Source organism: Kocuria sp. UCD-OTCP (assembly GCF_000349605.1).
GTDB classification, from domain to species: domain Bacteria; phylum Actinomycetota; class Actinomycetes; order Actinomycetales; family Micrococcaceae; genus Kocuria; species Kocuria rosea.
Genome location: NZ_AOSQ01000010.1, coordinates 24,289 through 39,795, shown reverse-complemented (window position 1 = coordinate 39,795; position 15,507 = coordinate 24,289). Strand labels below are relative to the sequence as shown.

The following is a 15,507-nucleotide window of genomic DNA, read 5'->3' as shown; positions in this document are numbered from 1 at the left end:
CCGGAGCCCACCGGTCCCCGGCCCGCCCCGCGGCGTGCCGGGGACCGCTGCGTTCCCGGACTACCCTGGTCTCCTGTGACCACACCCTCTCTCGACACCGCCCGCACCGTCCTGGAGGAGCTCGTCGCCGCCGGGATGCGGCACCTCGTCGTGGCCCCCGGCTCCCGGTCCGCGCCGCTGGCCTACGCCGCGGCGGCCGCCCAGGCCGCCGGGGCCCTCGAGGTCCACGTGCGGGTGGACGAGCGGAGCGCGGCGTTCACCGCCCTCGGCATCGCACGGGCCACCGGCCGGCCGGCCGGGGTGCTCACCACCTCGGGCACGGCCGTGGGCAACCTGCTCCCCGCGGTGCTGGAGGCCGACCACGCCGAGGTGCCCCTCGTGGTGCTCTCCGCCGACCGCCCGCCGGAGCTGCGGGGCACCGGCGCCAACCAGACCACCCGCCAGCCGGGGATCTTCGGCGACCACGTGCGCGCCGCCGTGGACCTCCTCCCGGACGACGACGTGCCCGCCCGGCTCGAGGAGGTCCTCGCCGCCCTGGCCGGCCGTGGACCGCAGGGGCCCCGGCCGGCGGGACCGGTCCAGCTCAACGTGGCCCTGCGCGAGCCGCTGCACCCCGCGCCGGAGGACGGCCCGGTGCTCGCGGCCCGGGCCCGGCTGCTGGCCGCCCGGGCGGGAGCACGGCCGGACCCGGGGCCGGCCGCGGTGGCGGCCGGACCCGTCGCGGTCCCGCCGCCGGACGCCGGGACGGCGCGCTCCGTCGTCGTCGCCGGGGACGGCGCCGGACCGGACGCGGCACGCTTCGCCGAGGCGTGCGGACTGCCGCTGCTCGCGGAGCCCTCCTCGAACGCGCGCAGCGGCCCGCACGCCGTGGGGGCCTACCGGCTGCTGCTGGACTCCCCGCTGGGCCGGCGGATCGAGCGGGTCCTGCTCGTGGGCCGGCCCACGCTCTCCCGCCCGGTCGGGGCCCTGCTCGCCCGGGAGGACGTCGCCACCGCGGCCGTGCGGCCGGCACCCGTGGCCTGGTACGAGCCCGGGCGGCGCCGTGAGCGGGTGCTCACGAGCTGGGCCGAGGCGGCCGCCTTCACCGGCCGCGGCGCCCCCGGCTGGGCGCAGGCCTGGCGGGAGGCGGGCGCCGCCGCGGACGGCGCCGTCGCCGGGCTGCTCGCCGCCGAGCCGCCGGGGCGGGCCACGGGCCCGGCCGTGGCCGCCGCGGTGTGGGAGGCCTGCCGGCGGGACGGGGCCGTGCTGCTGGCGGGCTCCTCCAACCCCGTGCGCGACCTCGACCTGGCCGCACGGCCCGGCCCCGACTCCCCGCTCGTGCTCGCCAACCGGGGGCTCGCCGGGATCGACGGGACGGTGGCCACGGCCGCCGGCGCGGCGCTCGGCGGCGGCCGGCCGGTCCGTGCCCTCCTGGGCGACCTGACGTTCCTGCACGACGTCTCGTCCCTGCTGCTGGGCCCGGGCGAGCGCGAGCCCGACCTCCAGCTCGTGGTCCTCAACGACGGCGGCGGGGGGATCTTCACGACCCTGGAGCACGGCGCGCTGGGGGAGCAGGAGGAGTACCGGGCGGTCGTGGAGCGGTTCTTCGGCACCCCGCACGAGGCCCGGCTCGACGCGCTGTGCGCCGGCTACGGCGTGGCCCACCGGCGTGCGGCCGGCGTCGCCGAGCTCGAGCAGGCGCTCGCCGCGCCCGTGCGGGGGCGCTCGGTCCTGGAGGTCGTGGTGGACCGGCGCGGGCTGCGGGACCTCCACGCGCGGATCCGGGCCGCCGTCGCCCGGGCCGCCGCGGAGGCCGCCGCGCAGGACACGGCTCAGGACACCGCGCAGGACACGGCTCCGGACAACCGTGCGGGAGGCCGCACCGGCCGCTGAGGGGTCTCGAGGTGCGCCGGGTGCCCTGCGCCGGCCGGCGCCCCGGGGCCGGGGACGCGGACGGGCCCCGCCCCCCGGCGAGGGGGACGGGGCCCGGAGGCGGTGCCGCGGGGTCAGCCGCGCACGGTGGGCGCCTCCTGCTCGGCGGGCGCCTGCGGGTGCCCGGCGAGCTCCTCCACCCGGTGCTCGGCCTCCTCCAGCCCGCGCTGGTGGGGCACCACGAGGGTGACCAGCGCACCGAGCAGGGCCACGCCGGCGAAGACGTAGAACGCCTGGGGGCCGCCGAAGCCGGCCGCGGCGAGCCAGCCGCCGATGATCGGGCCGAAGATGCCGCCGAACCGGCCCATGCTCGCGCAGAACGCCACGCCGGCGGCCCGGGCGTTGGTGGTGTAGTAGTTCGACTGGAACCCGTAGACCAGGACCTGGGTGCCGATGGTGCCCACGCCGGCCACGGCGATGAAGAGGAACAGCAGCGGCAGCGGGAAGCTGAAGGTCATCAGGACCAGGGCGATCGCGGCCAGCGCGAAGGTCGTGGCGATCATCCGCTGCGGCCCGGTGCGGTCCGCGAGGCGGGAGGCCAGCAGACCGCCGACCAGGGCGGAGCCGTTGAGCACGAGGACGAAGTACAGCGGGCTGATGCTGTGGCCGTAGCCGTTCATGATGACGGCGAGCCAGGTGTTCAGCCCGTAGGTGAGCAGCAGGCCGCAGAAGGACATGAAGCCCAGCAGGATCGAGGCCAGGGCGAACTGCCTGGAGAACACGGCCGCGTAGCCGGTCCTGCGCGGTGCGGCCCCCACCGTCTGGATGACCTGCTCCTCGATCAGCGGGACGCCGGTCCGGAGGGCGACGGCCTCGGCCCGCTCGGTCTCGCCGCGGGTGAGCAGCCAGCGCGGGGACTCGGGGAGCTTCCACAGCATGAGCGGGACGAGCAGGAGGAGGGGGAGGGCCCCGATCATGAAGAGCCCGCGCCAGCTCAGGTCGGCGAGGAAGGCGATGCCCACGAGGGCGGCGAAGACGCCGCCGGCGGGGATGCCGGAGTAGACGATGCCGTTGTAGAACTGGCGGCGGCCGGCGGGGGCGAACTCGGCCATGGTGGCGCCGGCGGTGGCGATCACGAGGCCGAGGCCGATGCCGGTGAGGAAGCGCATCGCGCCGAAGGCCAGCACGCTGGTGGTGAGCGCGGTGACGAACATGCCCACGGAGAACCAGGCGACACCGGTGATCAGCAGCCGGCGGCGGCCGAAGAAGTCGCCGATGGCCCCGCAGACGAGCGAGCCGATGAGCACGCCGATGAGGGCGTAGGAGCCCACCAGGCCGGCGACGGCCGGCTCCAGGGTCCCGATCTGGGTGGGGTCGGCGAGCAGGCCCGGCAGGACCACGCCGTAGATGACGAGGTCGTAGCCGTCGAAGAGCAGGGCGAGGCAGATGATGAACGCCACGAAGCGGGCGGTCCTCTGCTCGAGCAGCGGGTTCTCCGCGATGATGGTGTGTGGTTGGGTCATGTTCCCCGGGACCTCTCTGGGCAGCGCGTGGACAAGGCAGGAAGCGGGGGAGACCGGCAGTGCGTCCCCTGGCTGCGTCCAGCCTGGCAGAGCTGTGATCCGGGTCATATGAGGCAAAGACCCAGGGATCCACCAGGGGGTGATTCACATGCCTGAGGTATTGATGTCCTCGATCGGGTCTGTCGTGGATATGAGTCCGGGCCCGTCGTCCGCAGACGGCGGGCCCGGACCGCGCCGGGTCACTGCTCCGGGGCCTGCACCTGCGTGGGGTTGAGCACGCGGGAGAGGAACGCCTGGGTGCGGGGCTCGCGGGGGTGGCGGATCACCTCGGCTGCGGGGCCCTCCTCGACGACCACCCCGCCGTCCATGAACACCACCTTGTCGGCGACGTCGCGGGCGAACTCCATCTCGTGGGTGACCACGAGCATGGTCATGCCCTCGGCGGCGAGGTTGCGCATGATGGCCAGGACGTCGCCCACCGTCTCGGGGTCGAGGGCGGAGGTCGGCTCGTCGAAGAGCATGAGGGACGGGTCCATCGACAGGGCCCGGGCGATCGCCACGCGCTGCTGCTGCCCGCCGGAGAGCTGGTCGGGGTAGTTGTCCGCCTTCTCGGCCAGGCCCACGCGCTCCAGGTTGCCGCGGGCGATCCGCTCGGCCTCGGCCCGGTCCCGCTTGAGCACCTTGAGCTGGGCCACGGTGCAGTTCTCGAGCACGTTCAGGTGCGGGAACAGGTTGAACTGCTGGAAGACCATGCCCACGTGCCGGCGCATCCGGTCGACGTCGGCCTCGGGATCGGTGACCTCGAAGTCGCCGATCGTGATCCGCCCCTGCTGGGGGGTCTCGAGCAGGTTGACGCAGCGCAGCAGCGTGGACTTGCCGGAGCCGGAGGGGCCGATGAGGCAGACCACCTGGCCGGCGCCGACGCTGAGGGAGATGCCCTTGAGGACCTCGAGGGAGCCGTAGGACTTGTGCAGGCCCTCGACGACGACGGAGGCCGCGTCCGCGAGGCCGTCGGCGCCGCCGGGCCCGGACCGGGGAGTGGGGGAGGATGCAGTGCTCACAGTCAGGCTCCTAGGACTTCTTCATGCGGTCGGTCTTGGACTCGAAGCGGCGGGTCAGGATGCCCAGGGGCACCGTGATGATGAGGTAGCAGACACCCGCCACCACCAGCGGCGTGAGCCCCGCCCCGGCACCGGAGATGGCCTCGCGGCCGTACTTGGTGAGCTCGTACTGGCCCACGCCCATGCCCAGCAGGTAGACCAGCGACGAGTCCTTGGTCAGCAGGATCACCTCGTTGGTCAGCGGGGGCAGCACGATCCGCAGCGCCTGCGGGATGACGATCGTGACCATGGCCCGGGCGTGGGACATGCCCAGGGAGCGCGCGGCCTCGTACTGGCCCTTCGGCACGGCCTGCAGACCCGCCCGCAGGGACTCCGCGATGTAGGCGGCGGCCACGAGGCCCAGGGCGATCATCACCGTGACGTAGTGGTTGAAGCGGAAGCCGAAGGCCAGCGGGATGCCGTAGCCGAAGGCGAGGAAGACCAGCAGGGCGGGCACGCCGCGGAAGAACTCGATGTAGATCGTGGCCAGCCACCGGTAGGGCGCCACGGACGAGAGCTTCATGAGCGCGAGCACCACACCGCCGGTGAGGCCGACCGCGAAGCCGAGGAGCGTGTAGATGAGCGTGTTCTTCAGCGCGACCACGATGATGCCGGGGAACTGCTGGGCCGCGATGGCCGGGTTGAACACCTTCTCGACCAGCAGCGGCCAGTCGGCGACCGCGATGAGGGCGAGGACGACGAGGATCAGGACGGCGTACTGGACGCCGCGGGAGAGCCGTGCTCTCTGGTGCATGGTCATGGCCATGGGTTGGTCCGTTCTGGGTGGTACGGGTGGGACGGTGACGGGGCCGGCGTCCCGGGTGCGGGTCGCCGGCCCCGGGTCAGTTCTCCTGGACGGGGATCCACGTCTCGACGATCTTCTCGAGCGTGCCGTCCTCCTCGATGCGGTCCAGGGTGGCGTCGACCGCGCCGAGCATCGCCTCGTCGCCCTTCGCCACGGCCACGCCGAGCTGGTCGTCGAGGTCGGCGGTCTCCTGCACCACGAAGTCCGGGTCGTCCTGGGCGTGCTGGGCGATCGCCGTGACGTCGTCGAGCACCGCGTCCACGCTCCCGGTGCTGAGCCCGGTGAACAGCGTGGTGGCGTCCTCGAACTGGACGGCGTTGAGGCCGAGCTCCCGGGCCTGGGTCTCGCCGACCGTGCCCTGCATGACCCCGACCCGCACCTGCTCCTCGCGGGCGGCGTCGATGGAGTCGACCCCGTCCTCCCCGTCGGTCACGAGGCCGACCTCGTTGTCGTAGTAGGGGTCGGAGAAGTCCATCACCGTCCGCCGCTCCTCGGTGATGGACAGGGCGGAGATCGCGACGTCGCACTGGTCGGTCTCGAGGGCCGCGCCGGACTGGATCGACTCGAAGGCGAGCGTGACGTTCTTCATCTCCACGCCGAGGTCCTCGGCGATCTCCCGGCCGAGGTCCATGTCGAGGCCGACCATCTCGCCGCCCTCCTCCATCTCGAACGGCGGGTAGTTGGACTCCGAGCACACGGTGAGGAACCCGGGCTCCACCAGGGCCACGGCCGAGGACGCGGTGGCCCCCGCGGTCTCCCCGCCGCCGTCCGCGGCCTCCCCGGAGGGGCTCTCGGACGTGCAGGCGGTCAGGGCGAGGGCGGCGATCGCGGACAGCGCCGCCAGCGCGTGCGCGCGGGACGGGCGGGTCGTCGGACGGGGCATGCGGGGTTCCTCCGGTGGGAGCAGTAGTCGTCGGCGCGGACGGGCCGGGCGCGGGGCCGGCCCTGCGGGGCGGTGGCCCCGCGCGTGTTCGGGCACCAGGATACGGTGCGAGCCCGGCTCCGGCTCAGCCGGCGGACAGGCCCGGGGCGGGCACGAGGCGCTCCGGGGCCCCGGCGGCCCGCTGCCCCAGGGCCTGGAGCATCGGCCGCAGCTTCGCCCAGGTCTCGGCCAGCTCGGACTCGGGGTCGGAGGCGGCCACGATGCCGCACCCGGCGTAGAGCCGCACCGTGCGCTCGTCCTCCTGCACCGCGCCGCGCAGGGCGATGCCCCAGTCCCCGTTGCCGGCCGCGTCGAGCCAGCCGACCGGGCCGGCGTAGAGTCCCCGGTCCATCTGCTCGAGCTCCGGGATGGCGGCGGCGGCCACCGCCGTGGGCGTCCCGCACACCGCGGCGGTGGGGTGCAGGGCCTCGGCGAGCTCGAGGGAGGACGGCGGGTCCCCGGCCGGGCCCGGGCGCAGCGCGGCGGTGACGTCCGAGGCGAGGTGCCACACGTTGGGCAGCTCGAGGATGAACGGCTCCGGGGAGGTCGTGACGGCGTCGGTGTAGGGGGCCAGCGACGCCTCGAGGGAGTCGATCGCGAACCCGTGCTCGTGCTGCTGCTTCTCGGACTCGCCGAGCACCCGCGCGGCGTACTCGTGCGGGTCCTCGTCCGGGGGCGCGGCGTCCCGGTCCAGGGTGCCGGCGAGGACCCGGGCGTGGGCCACGCCGTCGAGGACCCGCACCAGCATCTCGGGGGTGGCCCCCATGAGCCGGCCCGCGCCCGCGGGGTCCCCGCCGAGGCCCACGCAGTACGTCCAGCACTGCTCGTAGCGCCGGGCGAGGTCCCGCACCACGGCCACGGCATCGAGCGGGGCGTCCGTGCGCGCCACGACGTCCCGGGCCAGGACCAGCTTCTCCATCCGGCCGGAGCGGATGCGCTCGACGCCCTCGCGCACCGCCTCCGTCCACTCGTGCTCGCCCAGGGTCCCGGAGGACAGCCGGACCACGGCCGGCGCCGCGGGCGGCCCGCTCGCGGCGGGCGGGCGCCCGGGGGCGGAGCCGATCCGGCGCAGCCAGGCGGCCGCGACGTCGTCGGCGCCCAGCGCGAAGGGGGTCCCGGGGGCCACGGCCACCACGAGGGTCGCCCACGCGACGTCGCCCCGGCGGCCCACGAGCAGCTCCGGGACCACGAGCCCGGAGTCCACGGCGGAGGCGGTCGCGAACGTGAACGCCCCGAAGGCGGTCAGCCCGGTCCCGGGCACTCCCACGCGGTCCTCGATCACGGCCGCGCCGACCAGGTCGTCCCACCACACGCGGGCCGCCGTGAACCGGTCCGCGCCGCGCACCGTGTGCTCGGCGGCCCGGCCCCAGGCCACGAGTCCGCGCCCGTCCACCGTCCAGGTGAGCAGCTCCGGTCCGGCGAGCAGGTCCCGCAGGTCCGGGGCGGCTGCGGGGTCCGCGCCCAGCGCGGACAGCGGCACCGTCAGGGCGTGCAGCACGGGGACCGGCGGGGCGGCTGCGGGGTCGGCGGCGGGGGCGGTGGGAGACATCGCCCCCCAGTCTAGGCCGACCGCCGGACAGCCCCCGGTCCCGCTCCCGCGGGCGGGGCCGCCGGGAGGGCGTCCGGGGCGGGCGCCGGGGGAGGGGCCCGGGCGGGGGCGTCGGAGCGAGGTGCGACAATGACCGGGTGAACCGAGCAGACCTGTCCAAGCAGCCGCACGAAGTCTCCGCCATGTTCGACGACGTGGCGCCCCGCTACGACCTCGTCAACGACATCCTCTCGCTGGGGCGGACCCGCGGCTGGCGCAGGGTCGTCGCGGAGGCCGTCGGCGCCGTCCCGGGGGAGAAGGTCCTCGACCTCGCCGCCGGGACCGGGACCTCGTCCGAGCCGTACGCGGACGCAGGCGTCGACGTCGTGGCCGCGGACCTCTCGCTCGGGATGCTCGAGGTGGGCCGCGCCCGCCGCCCGGACATCGAGTTCGTGCAGGCCGACGCCACCCGGCTGCCGTTCGCGGACGCGTCCTTCGACGCCGTGACCATCTCCTTCGGGCTGCGCAACATCCAGGACTACCGCCGCGCGCTCGCCGAGATGCTGCGGGTCGCCCGGCCGGGCGGGCGGCTCGTGATCTGCGAGTTCTCGACCCCCACGGCCGCCCCGCTGCGCACCGTCTACACGGAGTACCTCATGAAGGCGCTGCCGGGGATCGCCGCGCGCGCGGCGTCCAACCCGGAGGCCTACCGGTACCTCGCGGAGTCCATCGCGGCGTGGCCGGACCAGGAGGACCTCGCCGCCGAGATCCTCGCGGCCGGCTGGACCGGCGTGCAGTACCGCAACCTCACCGGCGGCATCGTGGCCGTGCACCGGGCCGTCAAGCCCGCCGCGGACGCCCCCGCCCGATGAGGGCCCTCGTCCTCGGCGGCGGCCCTGCCGGCGCCACGGCCGGGTACTGGCTCGCGGCGCACGGGATCGAGGTCACCGTCCTGGAGAAGACCGCGTTCCCGCGGGAGAAGGTCTGCGGCGACGGGCTGACCCCGCGCGCCGTGCGCGAGATGCGGCTCATGGGCCTCCCGCACGGGCCCGAGCTCGGCTACGCCCGCAACCGGGGGCTGCGGCTCGTGGCCCGCGAGCGCAGCGTCGAGGTGCCGTGGCCCGAGCTGAGCGACTTCCCGCCCTACGGGCTCGTGCGCACCCGGCTGGGCTTCGACGAGCACCTGGCCGGGCACGCCCGCGCCGCCGGGGCCCGGGTGCTCGAGCGCCGGGCCGTGACCGGGGTGCTCCGCGACGGCTCCGGCCGGGTCGTCGGCGCCCGCGCCAACGTCCTCGACGCCGCCGGGCGGCGCACCGGCGAGACCGAGGAGCACCGGGCGGACGTCGTGCTCGCGGCCGACGGCAACTCCTCCCGCACCGCGGTGTCCGCCGGGCTGCACAAGCGGGACGACCGCCCGATGGGGGTGGCGGTGCGCGCCTACTTCGAGTCCCCGCGCTCGGACCTGGACTGGATGGAGGGCTGGCTCGAGCTCACCGACGGCACCGACCCGCAGCGGGCGCTGCTGCCGGGCTACGGCTGGGTCTTCGGCGTCGGGGACGGCACCGCCAACGTGGGACTCGGGATCCTGGACACCTCCCCGGCGTTCGGGGCCCTGGACTACCGGAAGGTGCTCGCGGACTGGACCGCGTCCATGCCCGCCGAGTGGACGTTCGACGAGGAGCACCGCCGCGGCCGCGTGCTCGGCGCGGCCCTGCCGATGGCCTTCAACCGCACGCCGCACCACGTCCCGGGGATGCTGCTGCTGGGCGACGCCGCGGGCCTCGTCTCCCCGTTCAACGGGGAGGGCATCTCCAACGCGATGGAGTCCGCCCGCTACGCCGCCGAGCACGTCGTGGCGGCCGCGGCCGCCAACGGCCCCGCCCAGCGGGAGCTCGTGCTCGCCGGCTACCCCGACCGGGTCCGGCAGGAGTGGGGCGCGCACTTCACCCAGGGCCGGGTCCTGGCCCAGCTCATCGGCAGCCCCGCCGTGATGAAGGCGGCCGTGCGCACCGGCATGGCCGTGCCCGCGCTGATGCGCTTCGTGGTCCGGGTCATGACGGAGCTCTCCGACCGCCCCGCCGCCACGTGGGAGGACCGGGTGGTCTCCCTCCTGGACGCCCTGACGCCCGCGACCGGCAACACCCGCCCCCCGAAAACTCGCTAGAGTGGTGGACCGTGACTGAATCCTCCTCCCCGAGCGCCGACGGCCCCGCCGCAGGTCTCGGCACCGATCAGGTGAGGCTGCCCGCCGGCTTCGACCTCATCGCGTCCGACGACCGGCTGGGCCCGGTCGTGCTCGGGTCGCTGGCCCGGATCGAGGAGCGGCTCGACGAGGCGGTGCGCAGCGCCGACCACCTGGCCGACGTCACCTCCCGCCACCTGCTCCAGGCCGGGGGCAAGCGCGTGCGGCCCCTGCTGACCGTGCTGGCCGGGGAGATCGGCGGCGGCATCAACGACGCCGTCCTCGAGTCCGCGGCCGTCGTGGAGCTCACGCACCTGGCGACCCTCTACCACGACGACGTCATGGACTCCGCGCCGCTGCGCCGCGGCGTCGCGACCGCGCAGACCGTGTGGGGCAACTCGGTGGCCATCCTCACCGGCGACCTCATCTTCGCCCGCGCCTCCTCGATGGTCTCCGAGCTCGGCCAGCGGGCCCTCAAGATCCAGGCGGACACGTTCGAGCGGCTCGTGCTCGGCCAGCTGCACGAGACGGTCGGCCCCCGCGAGGGGCAGGACCCGCTGGAGCACTACCTCGACGTCCTCTCGGGCAAGACCGGCTCCCTCATCGCGGCGTGCGGGCACTTCGGCGCGGTCCTGGCCGGGGCCGACCAGGACGTCGTGGACGTCATGGTCGAGTACGGGGAGAAGGTCGGCATCGCCTTCCAGCTCGCCGACGACGTGATCGACGTGACCGGCGAGGACGAGGTCTCCGGGAAGTCCCCCGGCACCGACCTGCGCGAGGGGGTGCCCACCCTGCCGGTGCTCATCCTGCGCCGGATGGCAGGGGAGGGCGACGCCGACGCGGTGCGCGCCCTCGAGCACCTCGACTCCGACCTCACCTCGGACGAGGCCCTGGCCCGGGCCGTGGCCGCGGTCTCGGGGCACCGGGCCACCGAGGAGGCGTGGCGGATCGCCCGGCAGTGGGCCGACGAGGCCATCGCGTCGCTGGAGCCGCTGCCGGACACGGTGGCCAAGCGCGCGCTCGTGGCGTTCGCGCACGCCGTCGTCCACCGCGAGGCCTGAGCGAGCTCCGCACCGTACGTCACGGGCCGTGGCGCCAGGTGTGGTTCCCGCGGTCCCACGGGCTAGCCTGTAGCCGTCCGCAGACCACTTCCCGCACCCGAGGACGACCATGACCCCTCAGTCCCCACCCGGCCGTGCCGCCGCGCCACGCGAGGCGTTCTCCAGCCGCACCGTCTTCATCCTGGCCGCGATCGGCTCCGCCGTCGGCCTCGGCAACATCTGGCGCTTCCCCTACATCGCCTACGAGAACGGCGGCGGGGCGTTCCTGATCCCGTACCTCGTCGCGCTGCTGACGGCCGGTCTGCCGCTGCTGATGCTCGAGTACGGCATCGGCCACCGCTTCCGCGCCTCGGCGCCGCTGGCCTACCGCCGCCTGCACCCCAAGACCGAGTGGATCGGCTGGTGGCAGATGGGCATCAGCTTCGTGATCGCCGTGTACTACGCCGTCATCCTCGGCTGGGCGATGCTCTACACGTTCTTCTCGTTCAGCAAGGCCTGGGGCGAGGACCCCGGCACGTTCTTCCTCGCGGACGTCCTGCAGACCTCCGACGAGGTGACCGTCGCGTTCGACTTCGTCCCCAGCGTCCTGGGCACCACCGCCGTGGCCTGGGTGGCGCTGCTGGTGGTCCTGCTGCTGGGCGTGCAGAAGGGCATCGGCCGGGTCAACCTCGTGCTCATCCCGCTGCTGGTGCTGATGTTCCTCGTGATCGTCGTCATCGCCCTGACGTTGCCCGGTGCAACGGACGGCCTGAACGCGCTGTTCACCCCGGACTGGGCCGCACTGGGCAACAGCGCCGTGTGGGTCGCCGCCTACGGCCAGATCTTCTTCTCGCTCTCGGTCGGCTTCGGCATCATGATCACCTACTCGTCCTACCTCAAGCCCAAGACGGACCTCACCAGCTCCGGTCTCGTGGTGGGCTTCGGCAACTCCAGCTTCGAGATCCTCGCCGGCATCGGCGTCTTCGCGGCACTGGGCTTCATGGCCGGGGTCGCCGGGGTGGGCGTCGACGAGGTCGCCACCTCGGGCATCGGCCTCGCGTTCATCGCGTTCCCGACGATCATCTCCCAGGCGCCCCTCGGCACCCTCATCGGGGTGCTGTTCTTCGCGTCGCTGACCTTCGCCGGGTTCACCTCGCTCGTGTCCATCGTCGAGGTCGTCGTCGCGGCGGTCCAGGACAAGCTCGGCCTGCGCCGGCGCACCGCCGTGGTGGCTGTCGTGGTGCCCATGGCGCTGATCTCCCTGGCCCTGTTCACGACCACCACGGGGCTGAACCTGCTCGACGTCACGGACAACTTCGTCAACCAGTTCGGCATCGTCGCCGCGGCACTCGTGTCCGTGATGCTCCTGACGGCCGGCTTCTCCGCGCTGCCGACCCTGCGGGACCACCTCAACTCGGTGTCCTCCTTCAAGCTGGGGCGCACCTGGATGGTCGTGGCCGGCGGGCTCACCCCGATCGTGCTGGGCTACATCCTCATCGACACGCTCACCACCACCGTGGCGGAGGGCTACGGCGAGATGCCCACCTGGTTCGTCAACACGTTCGGCTGGGGCATGGCGCTCGGGCTCATCGTGATCGCCTACGTGCTCTCGAAGCTCCCGTGGCCAGGAGCCTCCCGGGCGAACGAGCTCAGCCCGTCCCCCGCGATCCTGGACGCCTTCACGGACCGGAACCGGATGGAGGGGGACCGGCACCTCTCCCACTGGTCGGACACCGCCCTGCGCACCCCGGCCCTCGACCAGGACTTCTCCTACCGCGCCCTCGCCGAGGGCACGGCCGGGTCCACGGGCCGGCACGCGGAGGCCCCCGCCGCGGGGACCGGCACGGCGCCCTGGAGCTCCGGCACCACGTCCAGCACCACCGGATCCCAGGAGGACCCCCGATGACCACTCCCGCCATCATCATGCTCATCGTGGCCGTGTGCACGGTGTGGGGCGGCTTCATCGCCGCCGTGCTCCACCTGCGGCGCACCCCCGAGGTCCCGGACAACGACCAGGGCTTCGGCGGCGACGACTACGTCCGCACCACCTGACCCCGTCCCGCACCCCCGGGACCAGCAGGAGGGCTCCCGGCGCCGCGCGGCGCCGGGAGCCCTCCTGCGCGTGGTGCTCAGGCGCGGCGCGCCCGCGGGGCGCGCACCGCGTCCAGCACGAGGAGCAGCACCGCGAGCCACACGAAGCAGAAGCTGACCCAGCGCTCCAGGGGCATCTGCTCGCCGAACACGAGCACGGCCAGCAGGAACTGCCCGATGGGCGCCACGTACTGGATCATGCCCACGGTGCTCAGCGGCAGGCGGGTCGCGGCGACCCCGAACAGGATCAGCGGCACGGCCGTGATCACGCCCGAGGACAGCATCAGCAGGAGGTGGCCGGTGCCCTCGCTGCCCAGGGTCAGCCTGCCGTCCGCCCCGAGCAGCGCCACGACGATCGCGGCCACCGGGGTCAGCGCCATCGTCTCCACGGTCAGCGTCACGATCGCCGGGTAGGACCCGCCCATCCGGTTCTTCACGAGGCCGTAGAAGCCGAAGGAGAAGGCCAGGCCCAGCGAGAGCCACGGCACCCGCCCGTAGAAGACGGCCATGACCACGACCGCCACGAACCCGATCCCCACGGCCGTCCACTGCAGGGCCCGCATCCGCTCCCGCAGCACCAGCACGCCGAGCAGGATGGCCACGAGGGGGTTGATGAAGTAGCCGAGGGAGGCCTCCAGGGTGTTCCCCGTGGTCGTGGCGACCGTGTAGAGCCACCAGTTGGCCCCGATCAGCAGGCCGGCCACGGCCAGGGTCCCGAGGGTGCGCGGAGCGCGCAGCGCCCGGCCCAGGGGGTGCAGCTGCCCGGTGAGCGCCAGCAGCGCCAGGCAGAAGACCAGGGAGAAGAGCACGCGCATCGCCACGATCTCCACCGGCGTGGCCGGCTCCAGGGCCACGAAGTACAGCGGGAGCAGGCCCCAGATCCCGTAGGCGGCGAATCCGGAGAGCACACCGGCCCGGGTCCTCGACTGCTCGTCGGGATCCGGGCCGGGTGCGGTGTTGTAGGCGGTCACGCTCGAGGGTACCGCCGGGGGTCAGAGGCCGAAGAATCGGCTGAAGAAGCCCTTCTTCCGCTCGCCCTGCTCCTCCTCGGCGGTCTCCTCGCCCTCCACCACGGGCTCCGTCCCGGCGCTGCCCGGGACACCGGGGCCGGCCACGACCTCGCGCTCGACCTCGCGCTCCACCTGCGGCTCCGCGGCGGGCTCCCGGTGCTGCGCGGCGGCGGGCTCGGGCACCTCCTCGCGGGCCGGGCGGACGGGCTCGGGGCCGGGCACCACCGTGGTGCTCACGCGGCCCGGGCGCACCTCCCGGTCCGAGGGCTCCTGGTCGAACGGGAGGTCGGCCTCGGCGGCACCGGCGTGCGCGGCGGCCGGCTCCTCGGCCGGCCGGGGCTCCTCGGCCGGCTCGGGCCGGACGTGCTCCGTCTCGACGAAGTCGGGCACCTCGATCGGCTCGGGCTGCTCCCGGGGGGCCTCCTCGGGCACCGGGGTCTCCGCGGGAGCCGCCGGGGCCGCGGCGCGGTGCGGCTCGGCCTCCTGCCGGGCGGCCGTGGCCTCGGCGGCGGCACGGTCCTCGCGCAGGGTGGCGGCGCGCTCCTGGGCGTCCGCGGCCAGGTCCACTAGGATCTCGGGGCCCACGGACGGCTCGGCGGGCTCGACACCGGAGATCTGGTGGTCGTCGAACCAGAACCGCTGCGCGCCGTCCCGCACGGTCACCACGCACGTGGCCTCGGTGTCCCACTCGATGTGGGCGCCGCGCAGCTTGGCGTAGGAGTCCACGGCGAGGTTGTGGTCCACCGCGGTGTCCGTGGTCAGCGCCTCGGCGATGACCCGCATCATCCGCTCCACGGTGAGCTCGGGGAGCTCGAACTCGGGTCCGTCCAGCAGCAGCCACGCGGTGACGCCGCCGCCCGCTCCCGCGGGGTAGTGCGCGTACACGCCCGTCACGGCCTTGGCCGCCAGCGTCAGCCGGCGGGCGAGGCCCTCCGCCACGGGCAGCTCGTCGGTGGACAGCTCGTCCACGCCCAGCCGCTCCCCGGCCTCGCGGGCCTGGACCGCGGCGGAGACCACCGCGGCCGGGAAGTGGCCCAGCTCCTGCCAGGACCAGATCCAGGAGCCGCGGGAGGCGGACTCGGTGCCCAGCAGATAGGGCGTCAGGGTCACGGGGGGCTCGGTCTGCAGGGTGAACGCCGGCGCGGAGAAGTCGACGTCCCACCCGGCGCCCTGGGTCAGCTCGGCCAGCCTGGCCTGGTACTCGGTGGAGATGAAGATCGACTCGTCGATCAGTTCCTGCAGCGTTTTCGTCATGCGTCCAGGCTAGCAACCCTCGCGGGTGCGGGAGCGTCACGGCGGGCGCCGCCCGGTGCGTCGGCGGGGGCGCCGGACGGCCGCTCCGCCCGCGGCGGCCGGGGACCGCTTGGGTAGGGTGGGGCGAGACCTCTGGGGCCCCGCAGGTGCCGCGCCCGGCCCCGCGCCCGTCCCGTGACCACCACGATCCGAGCAGGCCCC

The 15,507-nt window shown here is 74.4% G+C and carries 13 protein-coding genes; 6 read left to right on the top strand and 7 right to left on the bottom strand.

The window, feature by feature from the left end; all coding sequences use genetic code 11:
- Window positions 1-75: 75 nt before the first annotated feature.
- On the top strand, window positions 76-1,872 hold the full coding sequence (gene menD / locus H488_RS22970) for a 2-succinyl-5-enolpyruvyl-6-hydroxy-3-cyclohexene-1-carboxylic-acid synthase (RefSeq protein WP_017832453.1): 1,797 nt from the start codon (window positions 76-78) through the stop codon (window positions 1,870-1,872).
- A gap of 113 nt (window positions 1,873-1,985) precedes the next feature.
- Here menD and H488_RS22965 read toward each other — a convergent pair whose 3' ends face one another.
- The 5 genes from H488_RS22965 to H488_RS22945 all read right to left on the bottom strand — a co-directional run bounded on the left by H488_RS22965 (window position 1,986) and on the right by H488_RS22945 (window position 7,750).
- On the bottom strand, window positions 1,986-3,374 hold the full coding sequence (locus H488_RS22965; protein WP_017832452.1) for an MFS transporter: 1,389 nt from the start codon (window positions 3,372-3,374) through the stop codon (window positions 1,986-1,988).
- 239 nt (window positions 3,375-3,613) lie between these two features.
- Window positions 3,614-4,435, bottom strand: coding sequence for an amino acid ABC transporter ATP-binding protein (locus H488_RS22960; protein WP_017832451.1), 822 nt, complete (start codon window positions 4,433-4,435; stop codon window positions 3,614-3,616).
- Between the two features lie 10 nt (window positions 4,436-4,445).
- Window positions 4,446-5,240 carry an amino acid ABC transporter permease gene (locus H488_RS22955; RefSeq protein ID WP_017832450.1) on the bottom strand — a complete coding sequence of 265 codons (795 nt, stop codon included), beginning with the start codon at window positions 5,238-5,240 and terminating at the stop codon, window positions 4,446-4,448.
- Between the two features lie 76 nt (window positions 5,241-5,316).
- Complete coding sequence (locus H488_RS22950; protein WP_017832449.1) at window positions 5,317-6,162, bottom strand: ABC transporter substrate-binding protein; 846 nt, start codon at window positions 6,160-6,162, stop codon at window positions 5,317-5,319.
- 124 nt (window positions 6,163-6,286) lie between these two features.
- The gene (locus tag H488_RS22945; RefSeq protein WP_017832448.1) at window positions 6,287-7,750 is read right to left on the bottom strand and encodes an isochorismate synthase; all 1,464 of its coding nucleotides are present in this window, start codon (window positions 7,748-7,750) and stop codon (window positions 6,287-6,289) included.
- Between the two features lie 137 nt (window positions 7,751-7,887).
- Here H488_RS22945 and H488_RS22940 point away from each other — a divergent pair, with 137 nt between their 5' ends.
- The 5 genes from H488_RS22940 to H488_RS36430 all read left to right on the top strand — a co-directional run bounded on the left by H488_RS22940 (window position 7,888) and on the right by H488_RS36430 (window position 13,003).
- Window positions 7,888-8,601, top strand: a complete 714-nt coding sequence (locus H488_RS22940; protein WP_081615708.1) for a demethylmenaquinone methyltransferase — start codon at window positions 7,888-7,890, stop codon at window positions 8,599-8,601.
- Complete coding sequence (locus H488_RS22935; RefSeq protein ID WP_017832446.1) at window positions 8,598-9,893, top strand: geranylgeranyl reductase family protein; 1,296 nt, start codon at window positions 8,598-8,600, stop codon at window positions 9,891-9,893. The genes H488_RS22940 and H488_RS22935 overlap by 4 nt, the downstream gene beginning before the upstream one ends.
- An 11-nt stretch (window positions 9,894-9,904) precedes the next feature.
- Window positions 9,905-10,972, top strand: a complete 1,068-nt coding sequence (locus tag H488_RS22930; RefSeq protein WP_043738630.1) for a polyprenyl synthetase family protein — start codon at window positions 9,905-9,907, stop codon at window positions 10,970-10,972.
- A 109-nt stretch (window positions 10,973-11,081) separates the two neighbouring features.
- Window positions 11,082-12,857, top strand: coding sequence for a sodium-dependent transporter (locus H488_RS22925; RefSeq protein ID WP_017832444.1), 1,776 nt, complete (start codon window positions 11,082-11,084; stop codon window positions 12,855-12,857).
- Entirely contained in the window at window positions 12,854-13,003 is a 150-nt protein-coding gene (locus tag H488_RS36430) for a methionine/alanine import family NSS transporter small subunit (protein ID WP_017832443.1), read from the top strand. The genes H488_RS22925 and H488_RS36430 overlap by 4 nt, the downstream gene beginning before the upstream one ends.
- A gap of 77 nt (window positions 13,004-13,080) precedes the next feature.
- Here the strand turns inward: H488_RS36430 and rarD are convergent, their stop codons facing one another.
- A complete protein-coding gene (rarD, locus tag H488_RS22920; RefSeq protein WP_109268142.1) occupies window positions 13,081-14,013 on the bottom strand; it encodes an EamA family transporter RarD in 933 nt (310 codons plus the stop codon).
- 21 nt (window positions 14,014-14,034) lie between these two features.
- The gene (locus tag H488_RS22915) at window positions 14,035-15,306 is read right to left on the bottom strand and encodes a DUF6882 domain-containing protein (protein ID WP_017832441.1); all 1,272 of its coding nucleotides are present in this window, start codon (window positions 15,304-15,306) and stop codon (window positions 14,035-14,037) included.
- Window positions 15,307-15,507: the final 201 nt, after the last annotated feature.